Origin of the sequence: Moraxella sp. K23 (assembly GCF_041154765.1) — a bacterium.
In the GTDB taxonomy this organism is placed as follows: domain Bacteria; phylum Pseudomonadota; class Gammaproteobacteria; order Pseudomonadales; family Moraxellaceae; genus Faucicola; species Faucicola tetraodonis.
In genome coordinates, this window is record NZ_AP031595.1 from 1,565,285 (window position 1) to 1,588,775 (window position 23,491).

The 23,491-nt window shown below is 44.1% G+C and carries 22 protein-coding genes and 1 pseudogene; 18 read left to right on the plus strand and 5 right to left on the minus strand.

Annotated features, from left to right (window positions below):
- Positions 1–64 precede the first annotated feature (64 nt).
- Positions 65–586, plus strand: coding sequence for a thioesterase family protein (locus ACAM37_RS06855; RefSeq protein WP_369625836.1), 522 nt, complete (start codon positions 65–67; stop codon positions 584–586).
- A gap of 31 nt (positions 587–617) precedes the next feature.
- Here ACAM37_RS06855 and ACAM37_RS06860 read toward each other — a convergent pair whose 3' ends face one another.
- On the minus strand, positions 618–1,448 hold the full coding sequence (locus ACAM37_RS06860; protein ID WP_309592839.1) for a symmetrical bis(5'-nucleosyl)-tetraphosphatase: 831 nt from the start codon (positions 1,446–1,448) through the stop codon (positions 618–620).
- Positions 1,449–1,498: 50 nt separating this feature from the next.
- Positions 1,499–2,353, minus strand: coding sequence for a 16S rRNA (adenine(1518)-N(6)/adenine(1519)-N(6))-dimethyltransferase RsmA (gene rsmA, locus ACAM37_RS06865; RefSeq protein WP_309592838.1), 855 nt, complete (start codon positions 2,351–2,353; stop codon positions 1,499–1,501).
- Positions 2,354–2,667: 314 nt separating this feature from the next.
- On the opposite strand from rsmA, the gene ychF reads away from it, so the two are divergent.
- From ychF to ACAM37_RS06945, 16 genes are all read left to right on the plus strand, one after another.
- Positions 2,668–3,759 (plus strand): redox-regulated ATPase YchF, encoded by a 1,092-nt coding sequence (ychF, locus tag ACAM37_RS06870; protein ID WP_062334373.1) that lies wholly within the window; start codon positions 2,668–2,670, stop codon positions 3,757–3,759.
- Positions 3,760–3,951: 192 nt separating this feature from the next.
- On the plus strand, positions 3,952–4,380 hold the full coding sequence (gene rplM / locus ACAM37_RS06875) for a 50S ribosomal protein L13 (RefSeq protein ID WP_007116509.1): 429 nt from the start codon (positions 3,952–3,954) through the stop codon (positions 4,378–4,380).
- Between the two features lie 10 nt (positions 4,381–4,390).
- Positions 4,391–4,777, plus strand: a complete 387-nt coding sequence (gene rpsI, locus ACAM37_RS06880; RefSeq protein ID WP_007116510.1) for a 30S ribosomal protein S9 — start codon at positions 4,391–4,393, stop codon at positions 4,775–4,777.
- 250 nt (positions 4,778–5,027) lie between these two features.
- Entirely contained in the window at positions 5,028–5,612 is a 585-nt protein-coding gene (petA, locus tag ACAM37_RS06885; RefSeq protein WP_007116512.1) for a ubiquinol-cytochrome c reductase iron-sulfur subunit, read from the plus strand.
- A gap of 19 nt (positions 5,613–5,631) precedes the next feature.
- Positions 5,632–6,849 carry a cytochrome b gene (locus ACAM37_RS06890; protein ID WP_175405749.1) on the plus strand — a complete coding sequence of 406 codons (1,218 nt, stop codon included), beginning with the start codon at positions 5,632–5,634 and terminating at the stop codon, positions 6,847–6,849.
- Positions 6,849–7,562 (plus strand): cytochrome c1, encoded by a 714-nt coding sequence (locus tag ACAM37_RS06895; RefSeq protein WP_060994769.1) that lies wholly within the window; start codon positions 6,849–6,851, stop codon positions 7,560–7,562. The genes ACAM37_RS06890 and ACAM37_RS06895 overlap by 1 nt, the downstream gene beginning before the upstream one ends.
- 148 nt (positions 7,563–7,710) lie before the next feature.
- On the plus strand, positions 7,711–8,322 hold the full coding sequence (locus ACAM37_RS06900; RefSeq protein WP_007116515.1) for a glutathione S-transferase N-terminal domain-containing protein: 612 nt from the start codon (positions 7,711–7,713) through the stop codon (positions 8,320–8,322).
- A gap of 25 nt (positions 8,323–8,347) precedes the next feature.
- Positions 8,348–8,782: a ClpXP protease specificity-enhancing factor gene (locus ACAM37_RS06905; protein ID WP_007116516.1), complete on the plus strand. Its 435-nt coding sequence runs from the start codon at positions 8,348–8,350 to the stop codon at positions 8,780–8,782.
- 81 nt (positions 8,783–8,863) lie between these two features.
- Positions 8,864–9,130 (plus strand): DNA-directed RNA polymerase subunit omega, encoded by a 267-nt coding sequence (rpoZ, locus tag ACAM37_RS06910; RefSeq protein WP_007116517.1) that lies wholly within the window; start codon positions 8,864–8,866, stop codon positions 9,128–9,130.
- A 368-nt stretch (positions 9,131–9,498) separates the two neighbouring features.
- A complete protein-coding gene (locus tag ACAM37_RS06915; RefSeq protein WP_369626846.1) occupies positions 9,499–11,664 on the plus strand; it encodes an HD domain-containing protein in 2,166 nt (721 codons plus the stop codon).
- 27 nt (positions 11,665–11,691) lie between these two features.
- Entirely contained in the window at positions 11,692–12,072 is a 381-nt protein-coding gene (locus ACAM37_RS06920) for a Rid family detoxifying hydrolase (protein ID WP_099833696.1), read from the plus strand.
- A gap of 151 nt (positions 12,073–12,223) precedes the next feature.
- On the plus strand, positions 12,224–14,464 hold the full coding sequence (locus tag ACAM37_RS06925; protein ID WP_369625837.1) for a primosomal protein N': 2,241 nt from the start codon (positions 12,224–12,226) through the stop codon (positions 14,462–14,464).
- 131 nt (positions 14,465–14,595) lie between these two features.
- The gene (locus ACAM37_RS06930; protein WP_369625838.1) at positions 14,596–15,636 is read left to right on the plus strand and encodes a cation diffusion facilitator family transporter; all 1,041 of its coding nucleotides are present in this window, start codon (positions 14,596–14,598) and stop codon (positions 15,634–15,636) included.
- A gap of 314 nt (positions 15,637–15,950) precedes the next feature.
- Positions 15,951–16,706, plus strand: coding sequence for a hypothetical protein (locus tag ACAM37_RS06935; protein WP_369625839.1), 756 nt, complete (start codon positions 15,951–15,953; stop codon positions 16,704–16,706).
- 17 nt (positions 16,707–16,723) lie between these two features.
- Complete coding sequence (locus ACAM37_RS06940; RefSeq protein WP_369625840.1) at positions 16,724–18,592, plus strand: monovalent cation:proton antiporter-2 (CPA2) family protein; 1,869 nt, start codon at positions 16,724–16,726, stop codon at positions 18,590–18,592.
- Positions 18,593–18,654: 62 nt separating this feature from the next.
- Complete coding sequence (locus ACAM37_RS06945; RefSeq protein WP_095355714.1) at positions 18,655–19,182, plus strand: O-acetyl-ADP-ribose deacetylase; 528 nt, start codon at positions 18,655–18,657, stop codon at positions 19,180–19,182.
- A 124-nt stretch (positions 19,183–19,306) separates the two neighbouring features.
- Here the strand turns inward: ACAM37_RS06945 and ACAM37_RS06950 are convergent.
- The 3 genes and pseudogenes from ACAM37_RS06950 to ACAM37_RS06960 all read right to left on the minus strand — a co-directional run.
- Positions 19,307–19,393: pseudogene (locus ACAM37_RS06950) on the minus strand (hypothetical protein); the annotation flags it as partial.
- A gap of 86 nt (positions 19,394–19,479) precedes the next feature.
- Positions 19,480–19,764 carry a YbdD/YjiX family protein gene (locus ACAM37_RS06955; RefSeq protein WP_007115971.1) on the minus strand — a complete coding sequence of 95 codons (285 nt, stop codon included), beginning with the start codon at positions 19,762–19,764 and terminating at the stop codon, positions 19,480–19,482.
- An 89-nt stretch (positions 19,765–19,853) separates the two neighbouring features.
- On the minus strand, positions 19,854–21,944 hold the full coding sequence (locus ACAM37_RS06960; RefSeq protein WP_472826342.1) for a carbon starvation CstA family protein: 2,091 nt from the start codon (positions 21,942–21,944) through the stop codon (positions 19,854–19,856).
- A 535-nt stretch (positions 21,945–22,479) separates the two neighbouring features.
- Here ACAM37_RS06960 and ACAM37_RS06965 point away from each other — a divergent pair.
- Complete coding sequence (locus tag ACAM37_RS06965; protein WP_282841620.1) at positions 22,480–23,469, plus strand: LpxL/LpxP family acyltransferase; 990 nt, start codon at positions 22,480–22,482, stop codon at positions 23,467–23,469.
- The last annotated feature ends 22 nt before the right edge of the window (positions 23,470–23,491 follow it).

The window sequence follows — 23,491 nt, forward strand, 5'->3', positions numbered from 1 at the left end:
ATCACTTTGTGGTTTTTAAAAATTACTGAATTTATTGTTAATATTATTAATCTAAGGATACCACGTGACCCAGCTCCAGAATCAGCCCCACACTCAATCAAGCACTCAGCCTGTTTATGCCAACCAATACCGTATTTATTTAGAAGATACCGATGCAGGCGGAATTGTGTATCACGCCAATCATTTAAAGCTTTTTGAGCGTTGTCGCCGCGACTGGTTACGTGCATTGGGGATGACCAGTTATTTTTATCAAGCGCATTCAGCCGAGGCTGTGAGTCATGACGTTACTCACCATAGCGATAGTGGCAAACCTGATATCCAATTTGTAGTGAGCCAAGCCAACATCCGCTATTTGCGTCCGATTCTGCTTGATAGCGAAGTCACCGTTGCGATTGAGACGGCAGACTGTAAATCTGCGTCATTACAGCTTGAGCAGCGGATTTATGATAGCCACCAGCAGCTGTTAAGCAAAGCTGAGATAAGTATTGTATGCGTGGCTACTAGCAAAGATGAAAATGGGCAAACCCAAGTTCGCCCTACCCGTTTGCCCAAAGCATTTGTACAGCTGCTGCAGCTCGCTCGGTAACTTTAGGGTCATTTTGCTTTACAAAGAAAGGTTATTTTGCTTTACAAGTTTGACAGGTAATTTGCTCATCTTCTAGGCGGTATGCCATCATACTGCCGCCCCACACACACCCTGCGTCAGTCGCTCTGGCATTTGCCAAATCCACTTTGGCTTTTAGCGCCGCCCAGTGACCAAATAAGATTTTACGTTCGCGCGGCACTTGCCATTCAAACCACGGACGAAACCCCTCTGGCATTTTATCATCCAAACTGGATTTAAAGCTAAACTCTAGCGTGCCGTCCATTTGACACAGGCGCATACGAGTAAAATAATTGCAAATCGCTCGCATACGCGCGTAGCCTGTCAGCATATTTGACCAAGGAACAGCGGTATCGCTATACAGGTTTGGCAGCAGTCTATCGAGTTGCCATAAGCTACTTTGCAGCTGAGTTTGCAATTCTGACGCATGCATGGCTGCTTGGGTAATACTCCAGTTTGGCGGGATGCCTGCATGCACCATCACGGTTTTATCATTGGGATAGACAAGCAGCGGCTGGCGACGAAGCCAATTGAGTAATTCATCACAATCTGGGGCGTCAAAAATCGCTTGGGTTCTATCCTTTTTTTTGATCTTTATGACACCACGCCATACGGCGATTAAGTTAATATCATGATTGCCCAACACCATTTCGGCAGCACCAGCTTGGCAAAGACGTTTTACCAAACGCAGCGCGCTCAGCGAGTCTTCACCGCGTGCAACGATATCGCCGACAAACCATAATTTGTCTTGCTGTTCATCAAACCCAATTTGCTTGAGCAGTGCCTGCAAATCGGCATAACAGCCTTGAATATCGCCAATGACAAATTGATGTCGAAAACCCATAACACCTCATACATCTTGAAAGTAAAATTTTAAACAGCTACAAAAAAAAATTAACCATTTGCCGCAATGCCGTTTGCTAAAGTCACGAAATCTTGTACTGATAAGGTCTCGGGACGCGCCAGTGGATTAAGTCCCCATGCCACAAGCTGGGGTTCTGTGACCGCAGGCAAAATCGGCGATTTTTTAAAAATCGCGCGCAGTGTCTTACGGCGATGATTAAATGCCTCACGCACCACAAGGGCAAACAGCTTTTCATCGTCAGCCACAATCGGTTTTTGTTGATAAGGTCTGAGTCGAAATACCGCACTCGTCACTTTGGGTGGGGGGTTGAATGCCCCATTTGGCACCGTCAGTAAATAATCGGTTTCACAATAATACTGCATCATGACGGATAAGCGACCATATTCTCTGCTATCCACCTCTGCGGTGATGCGATCCACCACTTCCTTTTGTAGCATAAAATGCATGTCTTCAATGACATCGGCAAAACTTAATAAATGAAACAATAACGGCGTAGAAATATTGTATGGCAAGTTACCGACAATGCGCATTTTCTTGTCGGTGGTAGCATTAGGGTTATCGCCAATGATTTGCTGGAATAGCGCACGGTAATTCACTTCCATGGCATTGGCTTTGACAATGGTTAAGCCCTCATTGCTATTGGCGCCAATGCGAATGCGCAAGCTGTCTGCCAAATCGGTATCAAGCTCGACAACAGTCAAGCGATTGACTTCCTTGAGTAGCGGCTCAGTAATCGCGCCCATGCCTGGACCAATTTCAACCATCAAATCATCGCGATCTGCATGAATACTGTCAATAATTCTCCCAATAATCACCTGATCATGTAAGAAATTTTGCCCAAAACGTTTTCTAGGCTGATGGGATAAAAAAGCAGAGACTGTCACTCAAAACATTCCTATAAAAATGAAATAATTATCAATGTTGCGCAGTACACGATAACTCTCACCGTAATCAGACACAAATCACTATCAAGCTGATAATTATAGCATAGCTTGACGCTCCATTATGACAATTTCATGACAACAATCTGCCCAATCGCTCAATTTAAATTTTTGTAGTTTATATCATGCTACAAATTTTTGATGGGTTAAATTTTTGATGGTTCAATTTTTTGATGCGTCAATCGCCTGTCGAATTCTGATGACTAAGTTGTTATAATGCAACAAATTTAACTAACCCTTTATTTAGTGAGCATTATATGGGCTTTAATTGTGGTATCGTCGGACTGCCAAATGTTGGTAAATCAACCCTGTTTAACGCATTGACCAAAGCTGGGATTGCGGCAGAAAATTTCCCATTTTGTACCAAAGATCCCAATACTGGGATTGTACCCGTACCCGACCCACGTCTCAAGCAACTTGCCGATATCGTCAAACCTGAGCGCGTTGTGCCCACCTCAATGGAGTTTGTGGATATCGCAGGTCTGGTGGCAGGTGCATCCAAAGGCGAAGGCATGGGTAATCAGTTCTTAGCCAATATCCGTGAAACCGATGCGATTGCCCATGTGGTGCGCTGCTTTGATGATGACAACGTGATTCACGTCGATGGGCGCGTCAACCCATTATCCGATATCGAAACCATCAATACCGAACTTGCGCTAGCTGACCTTGAAGCAGTCAGCCGTGCGATTATCAATGTCGGTAAAAAAGCCAAAGGCGGTGATAAAGACGCCAAAGCCATGCTGGATGTGTTTAACAAAATTGAGCCATTTTTAGCCGATGGTAAGCCTGCGCGCATGGCAAATCTGGACGAGGATGAGAAAAAAATCATCCGCAGTTATGGTTTAATCACCCTAAAACCGACCATGTATATTGCCAACGTGAGCGAGGATGGCTTTGACAACAATCCTTATCTTGACCAAGTACGGGAATTTGCGGCAAAAGATGATGCGTTGGTGGTCGCGCTATGCAACCAAATCGAATCTGAAATCGCCCAGCTGGATGACGATGAAAAACAAGAGTTTTTAGAAAGTATGGGTATGACTGAGGCAGGGCTTGACCGTGTGATTCGCGCAGGTTATGAGCTGCTTAATATGCAAACGTATTTTACCGCAGGGGTTAAAGAAGTGCGCGCTTGGACGGTCAAAGTCGGTGCGACTGCCCCTGAAGCAGCAGGCGTGATTCATACCGACTTTGAGCGTGGTTTTATCCGTGCCGAAGTGATTGCGTTTGATGATTTTATTGAATACAACGGTGAAAAAGGCGCGGCAGCGGCAGGTAAATCTCGCCTCGAAGGTAAAACCTACATCGTGCAAGATGGCGATGTGATGCACTTTAGATTTAATGTCTGATTGTGCACGCATACGCCGATTGATATAAATAGGCAATTTTAGTTGCCTATTTTTTGCAAGTTTATTTTTTAAAAATGCTTGACTTGTATTGCAAGTCACTATCTTAATCCCTATAATATGCGTTCGTAATTTTGAGAGCCCTCGTTTCCCAGACACTCACTCTCAACTATTAACTCAAAAAGGTTTTTAAACATGAAAACTATCAGTGCTAAACCACATGAAGTGACACACGATTGGTACATCGTCGACGCTGAAGGTAAAACATTAGGTCGCTTGGCGAGCGAAATCGCATCACGCTTACGTGGCAAGCATAAGCCTTCTTACACCCCTCACGTTGACACAGGCGATTATATCGTTGTGATTAATGCTGAGAAAGTTGCCGTGACTGGTAAAAAAGCGCAAGACAAAAAATACTACCGTCACACCGGTTACCCAGGTGGTATCAGAGAGACTAACTTTACCAAACTTATCGCACACAAACCTGCTGACGTACTTAACAAAGCGGTTAAAGGTATGTTGCCAAAAGGTCCATTGGGCTATGCGATGATTAAAAAGTTAAAAGTTTACTCAGGTACTGAGCATCCTCATACTGCTCAACAACCTCAAGTATTAGATATCTAAGGAGTAACACATGGAACGCAATTACGGTACAGGTCGTCGTAAAACTTCAACAGCTCGTGTGTTCTTATCTGCGGGTACAGGTAACATCGTCGTCAACGGTAAACCACTTGATCAATACTTTGGTCGTGAAACATCAGTAATGGTTGTTCGTCAACCTTTAGAATTACTGGATGCTGCTAGCAAATATGATATTTATGTGACTGTAAAAGGTGGCGGTATCAATGGTCAAGCGGGCGCGATTCGCCACGGTATCACCCGTGCATTGATCGAGTCAGACGAAACCTTAAAACCAGCGCTTAAAGAAGCGGGCTTTGTGACTCGTGACGCGCGTGAAGTTGAACGTAAAAAATTGGGCTTACGTAAAGCACGTAAACGTCCCCAATTCTCAAAACGTTAATATTTTTCGTGGTCGAAATTCTCGTATCGACCGCGTTTTTTGGCGTTTACAAAAAAGACTCTTGTTTACTGCAAGGGTCTTTTTTATTTACCTTAGGTAATTTATTTTATTGCAAAAATAGCATAAAATAGCAAAATTAGCGTAATTTAGGCACAGCTAAGGTGGCAATTCTGTAACAACTGATTTACAATAGCCACAAACCCAGTGTGGGAATATGGTTACCCACTTCATTAATCTGGAGGAGTTCTTAATGAGCCATGCCGAAGGCGTCGACGTTAAGCGTCGAAGAGTTTTAATCGCATCCACTGCCGCTATGGGCGCAGTCGGTGTCGCTGCTATTGCTACGCCGTTTGTGCGTTCATGGTATCCAAGTGCAAAAGCAGAAGCTGCGGGCGCACCTGTTAGCCAAGACCTAAGCAAACTCGAAGCAGGACAAATGATTGTTATCAAATATCGTGGTAAACCGATTTATCTTGTCAAACGTACCAAAGAGATGATGGATAATTTATCAAAAGTAGAATCATCACTTGCCGATCCAAAATCAGAAGGTTCATTACAACCTGACTACTGCAAAAATAATAGCCGCTCAAAAGACAATAGTGAAGTTCTAGTGTGTGAAGGGGTTTGTACTCACTTAGGTTGTGCACCAGGTTATCGTCCTGATGTCGGCGCAGCAGATTTGGGTGGCAGCAGCTGGGTTGGCGGATTTTTATGCCCCTGTCACGGCTCAAAGTATGACTTAGCTGGACGTGTTTTTAAGGGTCAACCTGCGCCTCGTAATTTGCCAGTTCCTGAGTATAGCATCAGCGGTACTATCTTAACGGTGGGGGCATAATATGAGTGCAAAGAAATTTATGCATTGGGTGGATGCGCGCTTTCCAGCGACAGAAACTTATGAATACCATATGTCAAAGTATTACGCACCAAAGAATTTCAACTTTTGGTACTTCTTTGGCGTATTATCAATGGTGGTATTGGTCAATCAGTTAGTGACGGGTATTTGGCTAACCATGATGTTCAACCCAAGTGCAGAAGGCGCATTTGCTTCTGTAGAATACATTATGCGTGATGTACAAGGTGGTTGGTTAATCCGTTATATGCACTCCACTGGTGCCTCGGCATTCTTCGTGGTCGTGTATCTGCATATGTTCCGTGGCTTGTTGTATGGTTCATACCAAAAACCCCGTGAACTGGTTTGGCTCATCGGTATGGGTATCTATCTGTGCTTAATGGCAGAAGGTTTCTTCGGTTACTTATTACCTTGGGGTAATATGTCTTTCTGGGGTGCGCAGGTTATTTTAAATTTACCAGCCGCGATTCCATTTATTGGTGATGCATTGGGAGAATGGGTAAAAGGTGACTATATCATCTCGGGTATTACCTTAAACCGTTTCTTCGCCTTGCACGTTGTTGCGATTCCTTTGATTTTAGTGGGTCTGGTATTTGTTCATTTGGTAGCATTGCACCATGTTGGTTCTAATAACCCAGATGGTATTGATATCAAAAAACTTAAAGATAAAAATGGTGTACCCCTTGATGGCGTGGCTTTCCACCCGTACTACACCGTACATGATATGATTGGTATCGTGGTATTCTTTATCATTTTCTTTACCGTGGTATTCTTCTTCCCAGAAGGCGGCGGTTTCTTCCTTGAGCCACCAAACTTTGAAGCAGCAAACCCACTTAAGACACCTGCTCACATTGCCCCTGTTTGGTACTATACGCCTTTTTATGCGATGTTACGTGCAACCCCATCTATGTTTGGTTCAGCCCTGCCGGGTGTTATTGTGATGGCAGCATCAATTGCTATTTTATTTGTATTGCCTTGGTTAGACAAATCGCCCGTGCGTTCAATGCGTTATAAGGGTATTTTGTCAAAAATTGCGCTTGCTATCTTTGTTGTTAGTTTCTTGATCTTAGGTTACTTAGGGGTAATTCCATCAAGTGATACCGCAACGATTGTGGCACGTATTTGTACTATTTTGTATTTCTTGTTTTTCTTGCTAATGCCAATCTATACATCGATTGAAACTTGCAAACAGCCACCTGAACGTGTAACTGGAGGTCACTAATGAAAGCGGTTAAAAAATTAGTTGCTGGATTGGGTTTGACAGTTGCACTAGGTTTGGGCGCGACAGCCGCACAAGCTAGCGAAGGCGGCTGTGGCACCTACAAAACAGTTGAGGGTAAAGACGCGCATTTGGCTTGTGAAACCGCTCCTGTGGATTTGACCAATAAAGCGTCCATTCAACGTGGTGCCTCATTATTTATGAGTTACTGTGCAGGCTGTCACTCAGCGCAATATGTTCGCTACTCAAAAATGTACAAAGACTTGGACATTCCAAAAGAGTTGGTGGAAAAATACTTGATGCTGACCACTGACCAAGTCGGTGACCATATCAATGCAGGCGTGGACCCAGAGCTTCAAAAAGCTTGGTTTGGTGCCCAGCCACCTGATTTGTCACTTGAAACCCGTCTACGTGGTAATGATTGGGTTTATACGTACTTGTTAGCCTTCTATGAAGATCCAAGTCGTCCTTGGGGTGCCAACAATATCGTACTGCCGAATGTTGCCATGCCGTTCGTCCTTCATGATATGCAAATGAACACCTCAAAAGAAGAATATCGTCGTAATATTGGTGATATCGTCAACTTTATGGCGTGGATGGCAGAGCCGCAAGCGCACCAACGTAAAGTATATGGTTTTTGGGTCATCTTATTCTTACTTGCGTTATTAATTCCAGTGTACTTACTCAATAAAGAATTTTGGAAAGACGTTAAATAAGGATTGATATAAAAAAAGGTAGCTTAGGCTACCTTTTTTTATGCGCATTTATTGCTTGATTGGTATGATAACTTTCACAGTTATTGCTAATTCAGTCATTTTAAGCTAGGCTTATCCTTTACGCTGATACAGCTTATTATTTTTAACTATGTTGACCCCTACTTCGAATACCCCGTTGATTTATGCCGATGATGGCTATCTAAGTCACCAATTAAGACTGGTTTTACTTGAGAAAAAAATAGAATTTAGCGAGACGAACATTCGTGATGATGAGGATTTTGCCGAAGATTTACCTGATATCAATCCTTACAACACGCTGCCGGTATTTATTCATCGTGAATTGATTTTATATAACAATCGCATTATTTTTGAATACCTTGAAGAGCGCTATCATCAGAACAAACTGCTACCTGAAAATCCGATTGAAAAGGCACAATACCGTCAATTATGGTGGCGCATTGAGAAAGATTGGATTAAATTGGCAGATACGCTATTGACCGATAAGGATACATTAGATGTCAACCAAGCAAAGATTGCAAGAAAGCAACTGACTGAATCTCTGGTTACCATAGCGCCGCTGTTTGCCCATAAAGCTTTTTTTCTTTCAGATACCATGGGTGTATGTGATTGCATTTTGTCATCGATTTTATATCGCTTAAAACCCATGGGTATTGAATTGCCGCTGCACCTATGCCGTCCGTTGTATCAATATATGGAGCGGATGTTTAATCGCCCAACCTTTAAAACTAGTTTAAAATAGTAATCATTAAAATAAGAGAATCATCATGGAAAACGACTTTCAACTCACCCCGACTCGCCCTTATATGGTACGCGCTATTTTTGAATGGCTTGAAGACAATAACCTAACCCCACATATCATGGTCGATACGACACAGCCCAATGTCACGGTGCCTGTCGAATATGTGCAAGATGGTCGTATCGTACTTAATATCGCTAGTCGTGCCACAGGTAATTTGGTCATTAATAATGATTTTATTAATTTTCATGCGCGATTTGGCGGCGTTTCGCAAGAATTATGGGTACCGATGCAAGCGGTGATGGGGATTTATGCCAGAGAAAATTCACAAGGCATGTTCTTTGACCCAACGGAATACGATAATGCCCCGCAATCTGAAATCAATGCCAGTCAACCAGCAGAGTCCACCGACGCACAACGTCCAAAACGTGAGAACAAAGCAGGGTTAAAAATCTTGGATTAGTGCATTGTCACTGGCAATATGGGTTTAATTTTGTTAAAATAATCAATTACTTTTTTAGTTTTGAATAGGATAACCATAGTCATGGCACGTGTCACTGTAGAAGATTGTCTAGAAAATATCCACAACCGTTTTGATTTGATTCTTATTGCCAGTAAACGTGCGCGCCAAATCGCACGCGGTGTATCAGAACCTATGGTTGAGCGTGAAAATGATAAACCAACCGTACTTGCCCTGCGCGAAATCGCTGAGGGCCTTGTGACTAAAGAGATTTTAAATCAACCTGAGCGCGAATTGCCTAACAAATTTCACCATGTTGATTTGAGCATTTCAAGTGGTCATGGATTCTAATGGTAGCTTAAGCCACTGTTACTAGTTAGCGACTATTATTTTATAAAAAGTCACCTTTTTTAGGTGACTTTTTAGTTGAATTAAACGTGGAATGAAACGTGGAATTATATGTAACTTAGCTTGACAATTCGCAGTAATTTTGCGAATAATTAAGATATCTTTATAATACGTTTTTGCTAACTTTAGCTGGTTTGATACCAGCTATTTTTATCCAACCGTTTTTTATGATAGAGTTAACTGCTGACCAGGACAATATGAATTTTTTAGCAGGTTAAACCTATCGATCGTACGTTGAGGGCACATTTTTGAATATATCAACTTTACCAAAATTAAGCCATCCTGATGTGGATATTGCACAGTTTGACCTAATGCGTGTATTGGATTATTTGGATGATGACGAACAGCAAATTGTTCTCAAAGCCTGTGCCTTTGGCGACCAAGCCCATATCAAAGATAAACGCAAATCTGGCGAGCCTTATATCACCCACCCTATCGCAGTGGCGGAGATTTTGGGTAGTTTTCGCATGGATGTCGATACCATTGTGGCGGCGATTTTGCATGATACCGTGGAAGATACGCCTACCACTGAAGAAGATTTGACCCGAGAGTTTGGCAAGGCAGTTGCGCAAATCGTCAATGGTGTCACCAAATTAAAATCCTCCAATGAAAAACACATCAATAAAGCCGCGACTTTTTACCGCATTATTACCGCAACGCTAGAAGACCCGCGCGTGTTGATTGTCAAATTGGCTGACCGCTTACACAATATGACCACCATCGAAGCGGTGCCTGAGAAAAAACAACAGGCAACCGCACAAGAAACGTTGGATTTTTATGTGCCGTTTGCTCGTACGCTTGGGCTGAATGATTTAGCCGACTATATCGAGATTTTATGTTATCGCAGCCTAAATGCGCCTATGTATAACAAGTTATCCGATAAACTTATGCAGCATGGTTTGGGGCGCACCTTTCAACAAGAAGCTATTCATAATTATTTAAATATTGTTTTGAGCCGACTGGGCGTTAAAGGTTATGTCAAAGATGTCGATAATCGCGTGACTTTGTTTCGCCAGTTTTTTAAAAACCGCGGCGAAATCACCGATTTGCTGTGGCATTATGAATTTATGCTAGTTATGGATAAAGTGGAAGACTGCGACCAAATCGCCAAGTATTTTATCAATAAATACCAAATTGCGCCTGAGTGTATCGAAGATAATATCCGCCATCCGCGTGCGGGGGGCAACCAATCGTTTACCATTACCTATAAAAACGACCATGACACCATCAAAGTGGTCATTCTGACTAAAACCATGCTCAAAACCACCCGTTTAGGGATTTTGATGGGTGAAGCCGCATCGCCGCTTAGCCAGTCAGTGATTCAGGCCTCTCTACGCAATCTGCAAAACTTGATTGCCGATAATGAAAGCGATATCGAAGAGCAGCCATCTGATGCGGTGACGGTGGTTGATAAACTGATTGATTATCTTCACGAACGTAAAATTATTTGCTATACCCCAAACGGTGATGCCTATGAGTTGCCGCGCGGCTCCACAGCGCTGGACTTTGCCTATACTATCAGTACCCATATCGGTAACCGTGCAACGGGCGCTGAAATCAATGGTGTAGAAGCCAAACTGGGTACGATTTTGAAAACCGGCAATAGGGTCAAAATTCATACTGACCCCAATGCGATTCCAAAAGCGGAGTGGCTGGGTTTTGTGGCAACCAATAAAGCGCGGCGTGCGTTGTTTGAATGGTTAAAAGGCTTAAATCCTGAGCAAAAAGAGCACGAAGGTAAAACCGCCTTTGAGCGCGCGCTTAAAACGCAAAATCTTTCACTCGCTGATGTGAGCGATGAACAATGGCAACTGCTACTTGATTGGCGTGGCTTACAGGATAAAAGTGCGTTCTTTACGGAGTTTACCACAGGTAAATTGCTACCGCAGATTGCCGTTTCGCGCCTATTAACCCAAGAGCAGCTTGCCAAAAACCAAGCCAGCGCCCATGCCGCTAACCAACCGCAAAGCTTGATTGCGGATGCCGCCAATATGGAGATGAATTTTTCAAGCTGTTGTCATCCTGTGTATGGCGACCCGATTGTCGGGCATATTTCGAAAAATGGCTTGGTGGTGCATCGACACAAATGTTTTTCAATTGATGAAATTCGCCGTGTCAATGAATACCAAGTGATTCCCCTACATTGGCGGGTATCTAACAGTGAGGATGAGATATCCAAGCGTATTTATTTTGATGCCGCGCTAAAAATTAATCAAAACCTGACCGATGAGCAAATCAGTGATTTAATCTTTATTGTGCGTGATACTCAGGCGGGTTTTGAATATATCGAACAGCGTAATGGCTATACCTTGCTGTTTGTGGTGGTGCAAAGCCGTGACCAAATTGCAAGCTTAATTCAGCGCCTACGCACCTTCTTGGGCTACCCCAATATCGTAAGACTGTATCAATGGAATGACGAAGTGCTACTTTCTCAGAGCCAAAACACGTCTGCGCCAAAAAATAAAGATATTTTATAAACCCATCATACTGTAATAGGAAATAATATGAGCCGTGACATCATTCATACTGACAATGCCCCTGCTGCGGTAGGCACTTATTCACAAGCTGTGAAAGTTGATAAGACTGTCTATATTTCAGGTCAAATCGGACTCGACCCAAACACCATGACCCTAGCCGATGGCTTTGTTAATCAGGCCAACCAAGTCATGTCAAACATCGATGCTATCTGCCAAGCCGCAGGTGGTTCGTTAGCCAATGTGGTGAAATTTAATGTTTCGCTCACTGATTTGGCAGATTTTACTGCCTTAAATGAGATTTTTGCGGCGCGCCTAACTGCGCCTTACCCTGCCCGTGCCGCGGTGCAAGTGGCTGCCTTGCCAAAAGGTGCGGTGGTCGAAATTGAAGCGATTTTGGTTTTAGATTGATTTTGGTTTTAGATGACTGTTAACCCGCTCAAATGGAAGGTGAGTTACAAGACTTGCCTTTTTTTATGTCAAATTTTTGCCCATCTGACCACAGTTTAACGTATAGAATTGGGCTATAATTCAACCCTACAACAATTTTTAAAGGTGTGTTTTGCTGATACAAGTTGCCTTACCTGTGCCCATTGATTCGGTGTTCGATTATCGCGTTGTGGGCGATGCGTTGCCCGCGATTGGCTGCCGCGTCCGAGTACCGTTTGGTGCGCGCAAATTGGTCGGCATTGTGGTGGCGCATATCGAGCACAGTCAGCTTACGCAAAATGCGATTAAACCTGTATTGGACATACTTGATGAGCTGCCGATTGTCGATGAGGCATTGCTAAAACTCGCTTATTGGCTGTCTGCTTATTACTGCTATCCGCTTGGTGATGTGTTTTCTGTCATGCTGCCGACTTTGATTCGCCAAGGAATGACGCTCGACTACCGACAATTATGTTGGCGACAATTACGCGATGCCACTGACGAGGATTTTTCCGCCAGTGCCAAAAAACAACGCCAACAATTTGCTTTATGTGAATTGGTCATCAACTCGCATGGCAATTCGCATAGTAATTCGCATAGCAATGACACAAAGCTTGTAACTGAGTTTGCGCTGATAGACAATGGCGTTGAACCCGCTTATTTAAAAAAATTTGAGCAAAAAGGTCTGATTGCGCCTGTTTATCAAATGCCATCTTTACCCAAGCTTGCTAAGCTTGCCACCACGCCGCTCACCTTAAATTTGCAGCAACAACAAGCGGTGCAAAAAATCACCCACGCCTGCCAGCAGCCACACTATGAAGGTTTTTTACTCAATGGGATTACCGGAAGTGGCAAGACCGAAGTGTATTTGCAAGTGATGCAAACGGTACTGGCGCAAGGCAAACAAGTGCTTATCTTAGTGCCAGAAATTGGGCTGACCCCACAGACCAGACAACGATTTGCCGAACGATTTGAAGCCCAAGTATTGATGCTACATTCAGGACTTAATGACACCGTGCGGCTTGATGGCTGGCAACAATGCCGACTGGGCTATGCGCAAATTATTATCGGTACGCGTTCGTCAGTGTTATACCCATTTGCCAATTTAGGGCTGATTATTGTCGATGAATCGCATGACCAATCTTACAAACAGCAAGACTCACTGCGCTATCACGCCAGTGACGTGGCGCTCTATCGTGGTTTTCAGCTTAATTGTCCGGTGATTTTGGGCACCGCGACGCCATCGCTTGAAAGCCTGTATTTGGTCCAACAAGGTAAACTCACCGAGCTTACTTTGACCCAGCGTGCAGGTGACGCCAAACCTGCCATCATGCAGTTGATTGATGCGCGCCAACAGGCATGGCAAAACGGTTTGGCGCAAAGCTTAATTCAAGCCATTCGGCAAACGTTGGATAAAGATGAGCAAGTATTGGTATTTTTAAACCGTCGTGGCTACGCGCCCATCTTATTGTGTGATGCTTGTGGCTGGCAAGCAGACTGCCCGCGCTGTGATGCGCATTTGACAGTGCATTTTCAGCCAGTGGCAATGCTAAAATGCCACCACTGCGATTGGCAGCAAGCCATCCCGACACATTGCCCTAGCTGCGGTAGTAGCAATCTTGACCCCGTAGGCATGGGTACTGCGCGGATGGTTGAAGGGTTAACTGAGCTTTTCCCCGATGCGCCTGTGATTCAGATTGACCGTGATACCACGCGTAAAAAAAACAGTTGGGAGCAAGTGTATCAGCGTATTGCTGACAATCCCAAAGCCATTTTGGTGGGCACGCAAATGGTGGCTAAAGGGCATCATTTCCCCAATGTGACGTTGGTGGCAATCCCCAATGCTGACCGCGGTTTTTTATCCTCAGATTTTCGCTCGCCTGAGCATACTGCCCAGCTGATTATCCAAGTGGCAGGTCGTGCAGGTCGTGCCGATAAAGCAGGTCTGGTATTGATACAAACCCTACAACCTGAAAATCCTGCGTTACTGACTTTGGTACGTGAAGGATATCTGAGTTTTGCCCAGCAATTATTGGCTGAGCGGCGCATGTTGGGATTGCCGCCATTGACTTACGCTTGTTTGGTACGGGTGGAAAGCAAATCGTTAGAAAACAATCAGCAAATTTTGCATCAAGCGATTGCGCTATTGCCATCACGCCAGCACATGACAGCCTTGGGTATTGCGGTTAATGGCCCGGTAGATGCGCCGATGGCAAAGAAAAACAGTCGCTATCACTCGCATTTATTAATTTTGACCAAAACACGCCACGTTCGCCAGCAGCTATTGTCGGACTGGTGGCGACAGACGATTGCATTGCCATCGGCAAAGTATGCCAGACTATCGATTGACATTGATCCGATGAGTTGGTCTTAACCTGACTTGCAAAACAATTGCTTGTGCTAAAGCGCTTATTTCACGCTGATGTTTAAATGGGCTTTTTTCAAGTCGCTGATTGGGCTACAATTTAGCTAATTTTTACCATTAATTAGGGTAAGTAAATAACAATGACCCCAAAACCGCTTCAAGATTCAAAGCAGCCTACTGATGAGCACCCTAATGAGCATAATCATGGCAACAATCACCGCCATGAGGACGCTGACCACAGTCACAGCCACAGTAGTCATAGTCACAGTCATACGGATAATCAGCGTATCGTCACGATAGCGTTTGCCATCATTGCAAGCTATATGATTGTTGAAGTCATCGGCGGTTATATTACTGGCAGTTTGGCGTTGTTATCAGATGCAGGTCATATGTTTAGTGATGCGGTGTCACTTGCCATGACTTTGTTTGCGTTTATCATCGGTAAAAAATCTGCTACTTCCCATAAAACTTTTGGCTATCGCCGTTTTGAGATTTTGATTGCACTCATCAATGGTCTGACGCTACTGATTATCAGTGCAGGTATTATCTATGAAGCGGTGCTGCGTTTTCAGCAGCCGCCACAAATCGCTACCACGGGTATGCTAGTTATCAGTACTATTGGGCTTATCGTCAATTTGGTGGTCGCCAAACTGATGCACGGTGGTGATACCGATAATCTCAATATGAAAAGCGCTTATTTACATGTATTAAGTGACTTGCTCGGCTCGGTGGCTGCGATAATTGCCGCTATCGTGATTATGCTGTTTGGCTGGGTGTGGGCAGATGCGGCGGTGAGTGTTTTGGTGGCGCTACTGATTGTTCGTGGTGGCTATGCTGTCGTCAAAAACGCCGCCCATATCTTGATGGAAGGCGCGCCCAATGATATTGACCAAAGCGTTATTATCAACACCCTCTCTGCCCACCCAAACGTGTTATCGGTTCATGATTTACATATCTGGACGATTACCAGCGGCTTACATAGCTTATCTTGTCATATCATTGTCCCAAGCTCGCTTACCCTACAGCAAACTGATGCGCTATTATCAGACTTACAGCATGAGTTACAGCATTTAGGCATTGGGCACAGTACCATTCAATTTGAGAGTGATTTGCATGCGCACTCCGCGCAGTTTAATTGTGATATTACTAGCGCAACCCCTGTCCATGCGCACGCGCACTAACCGACTTTTTGACCCGAAGTGCAAAAAGTCGATGTTGCCGCTGAGCGTCATTGGTTTTGTTTTTGGGTTTTTGTAATTTTGGATTTTTAGTTTGAATGGCTTTGGCGATTTAATTTTTCTTACGATTAATTACTTAATTGTGCGCATTACTTAGGCTAAATATGTTAGGATGAATCAGCACCATGCTGTGGCAAGCCTTATTTGCTAAACGCTTGCTAAACGTTTGCCAAACAATTAAACATCTGTATTTAATATCTATTTAGGTTTCTATTAAATCTATATAAAAATCAATAGCTTACTGGAGGTAAACGCGTATGACACACCGTTCTGCACCTTTTGTGGCACCCAACTTGCATCTCACCCAATCTGATGTCTCAGACCACTCAGATAATGGCAATCCCTCAGCATTGCTGGTCGATGAAAAGGCGCATAAAAAACAGGTCAAGTTATTGCTCTCCACCTTGCAAGCTGATATTACCCAGTTTCGGGATAATTTTTTTCCGCCGCCCTATCTGACCCAAATTCAAGATTTGCCTATTTATGCAGGCAATTTGGCAGAGGTGCAAAGCTATGAGCAAACCTGGCAAGCTTTGATTGATCGCGCCAAAGCGTTTTATCCTTCGGCAGGATTGCCGCCTGATTATCTGCCATTACCCGCAAGCCTTGAGATACCGCAGTTTATTTATCATGTGCAAAAACTACATTTGACCCGTACCAAAGCCAAAGAGTCCAAAAATTTTGGCTCGGTGGGTGCACTGGTTGAAAAATGCGGTCCGTATGAGGATGCCCACTTAATAGCGATGGAAAATGCCTTAGCGAAAAGCGAAGACGTGCGGCTGGTGGCGCATCGTGAATTTATTGATTTACGCGCTTATGTGTTTTGTCGCAATCCCAAAGGTGAATTGCTAGAGCCTGAACGGATTCGTTTTTATCGCACAGGTTTGGTCATTCAAACATTAGCAGACTTTAAAGTGGTGGACAGTCGGCAGACTCCCCGTAAAAAACGCAATGACGCCTATAAAAATGCGATTGCCGATAACGGGATTTGGAAAATTTTTGTCAAAAATTAAAAATATTGAGGTTTTGTATGTTTGTGCTTGCTGCCAGTGCTGATAGTTCTATGATGCTTGACGCAACTATCTTTTTGGGTGCGGCAGTGATTTTGATACCGCTTGCAAAGCGTTTTGGTATCGCCACGGTATTGGGTTATTTGTTTACAGGCTTATTGCTGGGTCCGAGTTTTTTAAAAGTTGCGGGTAACCCCGATGACTTGCTGCATTTTTCTGAATTTGGGGTCGTGCTGCTATTATTTATTATTGGCTTGGAGCTACAGCCCTCTCGGCTTTGGGCGCTTAGGCAACAGATTTTTGTGTTAGGCGGGCTGCAGGTGATTGTCACGGGCGTGGTGCTGATGCTGCTATCGTGGTATTTTTTAGATATTCGGCTATCAAATAGCTTTGTCATCGGTTTTGGCTTGGCGCTGTCATCAACGGCGTTTGTGTTGCAGTTATTGGGTGAAAAAAAGCAGCTTGCCACCACGCATGGTCAGCAAGCCTTTACTATTTTATTGTTTCAAGATATCGCGGTTATTCCTTTACTTGCCGCATTGCCATTTTTGTCGGGCGCGCAAGAGCAAAATTACGATTGGATTTATTTTGCCAAAGTCATCAGTATTTTTGCTGGCATGATATTTGTCAGTCGGTTTGTGGTACGTCCTTTCTTTAAATTCGTGGCCTCTAGTAACGCCACCGAGCTGCTCACCGCCACGGCGTTGTTTATCGTACTGGGTGTGTCGCTATTGATGAATTATATAGGCTTGTCAATGGCACTTGGGGCATTTTTAACCGGGGTGCTACTGGCTGACTCCGAATACCGCCACGAGTTAGAGGCGAGTATTGAGCCATTTAAAGGTTTGCTGCTTGGGCTGTTTTTTATGTCAGTCGGTATGCTCACCAACGTCAAATTAATTGTCGCCAAGCCCTTCCTCATCATTGGCTTGGCAGTATTGCTGATGCTCATTAAGTTTGTGGTGCTGACAATCATTGCACGGCTCATGGGCAACAAAAACGAAAGTAGTATCCGTCTTGGGGTGACGCTAGCGCAAGGCGGGGAATTTGCGTTTGTACTGTTTAGCGTGGCGACCGCCCAGCATCTGTTAACCCGTGAACAACAAAATATCTTAAACCTTGTGGTAACTGTTTCAATGGCAATGACACCACTGGCATTTTTATTACTGGAAAAAATTGGTAATCCGATATTTGCCAAAGCTAAGCCCAGTAAAGAATACGACAAAATACCCAACCATGAGCACGCAGTGGTGATTGCAGGATTTGGACGTGTCGGGCAAATCATCGGTCGTGTGCTACGCATGCACAATATTGAATTTACCGCGATTGAAAAATCTGCCAACCAAGTCGATTTCGTCCGCAAATTTGGTAACCAAGTATACTATGGCAATCCCAAAAATCCAGAAATCCTACGCGCAGCAGGGCTTCAACGAGCCAAAGTTTTTATTATTGCCATTGGTGATATCGAGCTGTCTGCAACGGTGGCCGATTATGCCGTACGCAATTATCCGCATCTGACCATCTTGGCACGTGCCAAAAACCGTGAGCATTATTATCGTTTGCGCGATGCGGGGGTTAAGTATATTTGGCGAGAAACCTACCTATCTTCGCTAGATATGTCACGCGAAACCTTGGAAGTATTGGGCATGGAGCCAAAAACCGCGCGAAAAACCGTGCAAATGTTCCGCGATTATGATGACGCATTGATTGAACGGCAGCGCGCCATCTATGAAGATGAAGCAGAGATGATTGCCTCAGCACAATCGGCGATTCAAGAACTCGAAAGCTTATTTGATAGCGATATGACCACCGCGAAAAATGAACTCCATAAAGAAAAAGAGCGGTTTGAAAAATTGGCTGATGAATCCTACTCGCAAACCAAAAAATAACCCAAACAAACCATCAATAGAAACGAACATTTAAAATGTTAAAAATCATAAGGGGTACAAGCATGCAAATCCGTGTCGTACAACAAGATATTACGACCCTAGCTGTTGATGCGATTGTCAACGCTGCCAACAATTCATTGCTCGGTGGTGGTGGGGTTGATGGCGCTATTCACCGTAAAGCAGGTACGTCACTACTTGCGGCTTGTCGAGTGATTCATGATGAGCAAGGCGGTTGTCCTACTGGCAAAGCCGTGATTACCCCTGCAGGGAATTTGCCCGCCAAATATGTGATTCACACCGTCGGACCTGTTTGGCATGGCGGACAGTCAAATGAGTCAGCGCTACTAGCAAGCTGTTACACCGAATCGCTGAAACTTGCTGAGCAAAACGGCGTTAAAACCATTGCTTTTCCCAATATTTCAACGGGTGTGTATCGTTTTCCAAAACAACAAGCCGCACAAATTGCGGTAAACACCGTAAAAGATTTCGTCAAGCAAAACGAAAATCATGAATTTGAAGACATTATCTTTGTCTGTTTTGATGCAGAAAATTATCAGCTTTATCTAAATTTAGTCCAACCCGAAAATTAAAATATGCAAATTTTACATGATGGCGAAGCCTTAACTATCGCAAAGCAGTATCTGAACGCAATGTCCAAATCCATGGGCGACTGCCAACTTGCAATCATGAAAAATGAAACAATAAACCGCCTTAAGGGTGCATGATATGAGAGCCTACACACACTGCCACCAGACCTGCCAACGGGCGATTGTGTATAAATCTTGGGTCATTTTTGCCGACAATCATTGGCCATATTTACAAAAATTAACAATTCAATTTTGATAAAAAACAGCCTAATTTTAGACTGTTTTTTTAATGTTTTTTGATTAACAAGGGCATCGCTTCATGCCACCGCCATTACTCGGGTAGCGCGCATCGACGCAGTAGCGAAAAAAGGTCTTTTCATCCATCGGCTCTAGATCAGGATGCTGCTCCTGCATATGGCTGACGTAGGTCGCATAATCAGGGACACCGACCATCAAACGAAAGCTTTGTTGCATCCGTTTGACCAGCGTGATTAGGCGGGTCATATTTTTTGGGCTAAAAATTACCTCCTTTTGCGCCTTTAAGGTCATTTTAATCAAGTTAGCGATTAACGCATTATTACTCATGTGACGCTCCTTCTATCTGCCCAGCATGGTTTTGGTGAAATCAAAGCAATTGCACAATACAATATTGTGCAATTGCTGGTAATTTTTCACTAATGCGGTGCAGAAATATTCAAGGGTTTTGGATCTTCATAAATCGCCTCACCTTCAACCACAGTAGGTTTATCACTTGCCAAGGCTTTTGTTAATGCGCGAATCGTACCGAAAATCATGACAATCATCACAATCATAAAGAAGCCACAAAGCACGGCATCCACATAGTTTGAGAATACGATGGTTTGCATCTCATCCAAGGTTTTGGCAGGTTTTAACACTTCACCTTTGGCAATCGCGGCGCTGTATTTGTGCGCTTGCGCCAAGAAACCAATCGCTGGATTTTCATGGAAGATTTTTTGCCAACCCGCTGTCAGACAGGTAATCAATAAGAAAACCGTGGGCGCCACAGTGACCCAAGCATATTTTTGTTTTTTCATTTTAAATAAAACTGCGGTACCTAGTGTCAATGCCATCGCTGCCAAGATTTGGTTACCGATGCCAAACAGTGGCCACAATGAGTTAATGCCCCCAAGCGGATCAATCACGCCTTGGTAGACAAAGAAGCCCCAAGCGGCTACTGCAATCAAAGTCGCAAGCAAATGCACGCCTAGATTGGTTGAGCCACGTACCGATGGCACCACGATGCCAATGGTGTCTTGTACCATAAAACGACAAGCACGCGTCCCTGCATCGACTGCAGTCAAAATAAACAAGGCTTCAAATAAAATCGCAAAGTGATACCAAAACCCCATCATTGCGGTACTACCAAAGATAGACGATAAGATATGCGCCATCCCAATTGCAAAGGTCGGTGCACCGCCTGTCCGTGAGATAATTGAGCTCTCACCCACTTGCTGCGCTAGTGTCGTAAGCGCATCGGGGGTAATTACAAACCCCAATTTTTGGATAGCGGCTGCCGCTGTCTCTGGGGTTGTACCTAAAAGCGCTGCTGGGGCATTAATCGCAAAGTACATACCAGGGTCAAGAATGGTGGCACAGATCATTGCCATGATACCAACCATCGACTCCATGAGCATACCACCGTAACCAATGGCGCGAGTATCCACTTCATTATCCACAAGTTTTGGGGTCGTACCACTCGATACCAACGCGTGAAAACCAGAGATAGCACCACAAGCAATGGTAATAAACAAGAACGGAAATAACCCGCCTTTAAATACGGGGCCCGTACCATCGATGAATTTGGTAACCGCAGGCATTTTTAACTCTGGCATGGTAAAGACAATCGCCAGTGCCAAACCTACAATCACCCCTATTTTTAAAAAAGTTGATAAATAATCACGCGGCGCAAGCAGCAACCACACAGGCAATACCGATGCTACCACACCATAAATCATCAATGCCCAAGTCAGCTGGGTACCTGTCAAGGTAAACAATTCAGCCATCGCAGGGTCTTTGGCAATATCGCCACCAAATACAATCGCCGCCATCATCAACACAAAGCCGATGATAGACACTTCCATGATTTTACCTGGGCGTAAATAACGCATGTAGATGCCCATCAGTAGCGCGATAGGAATCGTTGCCGCGATGGTAAATAGTCCCCAAGGACTGTGCGCTAGCGCCTTAACGACCACCAGTGCCAGTACGGCAAGAATAATGACCATCACGCCGAGTGCACCGAGCATCACCGTAATACCCGTAAAAGTACCCAGCTCGTCTTTTGCCATTTCACCCAGTGACTTGCCATCACGGCGGGTCGAGATAAATAGTACAGTAAAATCTTGTACCGCACCTGCAAATACCACACCAATGATGAGCCATAGCGTACCTGGCAAATAACCCATTTGTGCCGCTAAGATAGGACCGACTAAAGGACCTGCCCCAGCAATCGCAGCAAAGTGGTGACCAAATAAGACGTATTTATTGGTAGGTACATAATCTAAGCCATCTTTTAGGCGATGAGCGGGTGTCACGCGGCGGGGATTGAGTTCAAAGACTTTTTTGGCGATAAATAAGCTATAGTAGCGATAAGCAATGCTATACGAACACACGGCAGCGGCGACGAGCCACACCGCATTGATACTTTCGCCGCGGTGCAGGGCGATTGTCCCTAATGCCACTGCGCCAATAACTGCAACAAGTAACCATACTATCTTTGATAGCATGGGGGAGTTACTTGTCATTGCGGAATTTGTCTGCATGTCAACTCCTTTTTATATGAAGATCATCCTAGGATAGAGATAAACGCAAGTATGTTAAAAAGCAATTGTGTTAAATGGAACTAAATCAACATGTAATTACGTTAAATAATCATTGCTAGTTTTTTGTAATATTTTGCAAATTGTAACATGGATTGGTGGTCATGCGTCATTCAATGTATCACTGTTACCCAATATATACTAAATTTACTGGCTTTAGCCTGCGTCGTTGTTTGGTATAATGACCCAATCGGCTTAAATGCCTGTACATTTTAGCTTATATTTTTTGACCAGCTTTACAAACTTAATCGACCGAGTCACTGCCACGGCATTTATTTTTGCATTTTTTATGTCTTTTCTTATATTTTTTTATGCTTTTTTTAATGAAACATACCCTATGAAACCAACCCAAAATCATAAGCCCCAAATGTTTGACCCAACAGCCAAAATGCCTCCGGTTGATACTGCCAGTAATGCCGATGCCAATCTGCTACATCAGTCAACTGTAACACTTGAAGGCATGCCAAAGGTGAGCGAGTTGCAAAAACTGCAATCAGATAACCGTACAGCGCGTAAGCCTTTTCAGTGGCAGTTTTTGTTGCCGCAATATTGGGGGATTTGGCTTGGGGTCGCGCTGATTTTGCCATTGATTTATTTGCCGTTGCGCTATCAATTTAAAATCGGTCATTTTTTGGGAAAATTGTTATTTGGACTAATTAAAAGCCGCCGAGCCGATACTTTGACCAATCTGTCATTGGCGTTTCCAGAGCTCAGCGAAGATCAGCGTTTAGAAATGGCAGAGAAGATTTTTATCAATGCCGGTGTGGGTGTGTTTGAGAGTCTGTGTGCGTGGTATCGACCTGATGTATTTACCCGCTGTGTCACCGTATCAGGGCTGCACCATGTCAAAAACGCCCAATCGCAAGGTAAAGCGGTGATTTTACTTGGCATCCATTCAACTTTGCTCGATTTGGGTGGACGACTGACCACGATGTTCACCCCGCTGGATGTGGTGTATCGACCGCAAAACAATGCACTGCTTGATTGGTTTATTTTCAATGCTCGCTCAAAGGTTTATAGCGACCAAATCAGTCATCGCGATATGCGCCATTTTGCCAAAAATCTTAAAGATAATCATGTGGTATGGATCACCCCCGACCAAGATTTTGGGCTAAAACAAGGCGTGATGGCAGACTTTTTTGGGGTACCCGCTGCCACTTTGACTGCACCACGTCGTATGGCAAAACTGGGCAATAAAGCCAATCCGCCTGCCGTGATGATATTGCATTTCTATCGGGAAACCCCGGATGAGATGCCAAAGGGTCGCAAACCGCATTATCACATTATCTTCTCGCCTATCATTGACAACTACCCAACCGAAGATGAATTAGCGGATGCCAAACGCATCAATCAGCTATTAGAAAATTATATCCGTATCGACCCAACCCAATACATGTGGTTTCATCGGCGCTATAAAACTCAGCCTACGGGTATCCGCTATTACCGCTAATTTGGCTCATGGGGCTCAGCCA

Bases quoted from the DNA above. Each gene is read 5' to 3' on its own strand.
- rpsI (WP_007116510.1), top strand. From the start codon at position 4,391: ATGGAACGCAATTACGGTACAGGTCGTCGTAAAACTTCAACAGCTCGT.
- ACAM37_RS06895 (WP_060994769.1), top strand. From the start codon at position 6,849: ATGAAAGCGGTTAAAAAATTAGTTGCTGGATTGGGTTTGACAGTTGCA.
- ACAM37_RS06860 (WP_309592839.1), bottom strand. From the start codon at position 1,448: ATGGGTTTTCGACATCAATTTGTCATTGGCGATATTCAAGGCTGTTAT.
- ACAM37_RS06965 (WP_282841620.1), top strand. From the start codon at position 22,480: ATGCCAAAGGTGAGCGAGTTGCAAAAACTGCAATCAGATAACCGTACA.
- ACAM37_RS06945 (WP_095355714.1), top strand. From the start codon at position 18,655: ATGCAAATCCGTGTCGTACAACAAGATATTACGACCCTAGCTGTTGAT.
- ACAM37_RS06960 (WP_472826342.1), bottom strand. From the start codon at position 21,944: ATGACAAGTAACTCCCCCATGCTATCAAAGATAGTATGGTTACTTGTT.
- ACAM37_RS06935 (WP_369625839.1), top strand. From the start codon at position 15,951: ATGACACACCGTTCTGCACCTTTTGTGGCACCCAACTTGCATCTCACC.
- ACAM37_RS06955 (WP_007115971.1), bottom strand. From the start codon at position 19,764: ATGAGTAATAATGCGTTAATCGCTAACTTGATTAAAATGACCTTAAAG.
- petA (WP_007116512.1), top strand. From the start codon at position 5,028: ATGAGCCATGCCGAAGGCGTCGACGTTAAGCGTCGAAGAGTTTTAATC.
- ACAM37_RS06915 (WP_369626846.1), top strand. From the start codon at position 9,499: ATGCGTGTATTGGATTATTTGGATGATGACGAACAGCAAATTGTTCTC.
- ACAM37_RS06940 (WP_369625840.1), top strand. From the start codon at position 16,724: ATGTTTGTGCTTGCTGCCAGTGCTGATAGTTCTATGATGCTTGACGCA.
- ACAM37_RS06890 (WP_175405749.1), top strand. From the start codon at position 5,632: ATGCATTGGGTGGATGCGCGCTTTCCAGCGACAGAAACTTATGAATAC.
- ACAM37_RS06920 (WP_099833696.1), top strand. From the start codon at position 11,692: ATGAGCCGTGACATCATTCATACTGACAATGCCCCTGCTGCGGTAGGC.
- ACAM37_RS06930 (WP_369625838.1), top strand. From the start codon at position 14,596: ATGACCCCAAAACCGCTTCAAGATTCAAAGCAGCCTACTGATGAGCAC.
- ACAM37_RS06900 (WP_007116515.1), top strand. From the start codon at position 7,711: ATGTTGACCCCTACTTCGAATACCCCGTTGATTTATGCCGATGATGGC.
- ACAM37_RS06905 (WP_007116516.1), top strand. From the start codon at position 8,348: ATGGAAAACGACTTTCAACTCACCCCGACTCGCCCTTATATGGTACGC.
- rplM (WP_007116509.1), top strand. From the start codon at position 3,952: ATGAAAACTATCAGTGCTAAACCACATGAAGTGACACACGATTGGTAC.
- ychF (WP_062334373.1), top strand. From the start codon at position 2,668: ATGGGCTTTAATTGTGGTATCGTCGGACTGCCAAATGTTGGTAAATCA.
- rpoZ (WP_007116517.1), top strand. From the start codon at position 8,864: ATGGCACGTGTCACTGTAGAAGATTGTCTAGAAAATATCCACAACCGT.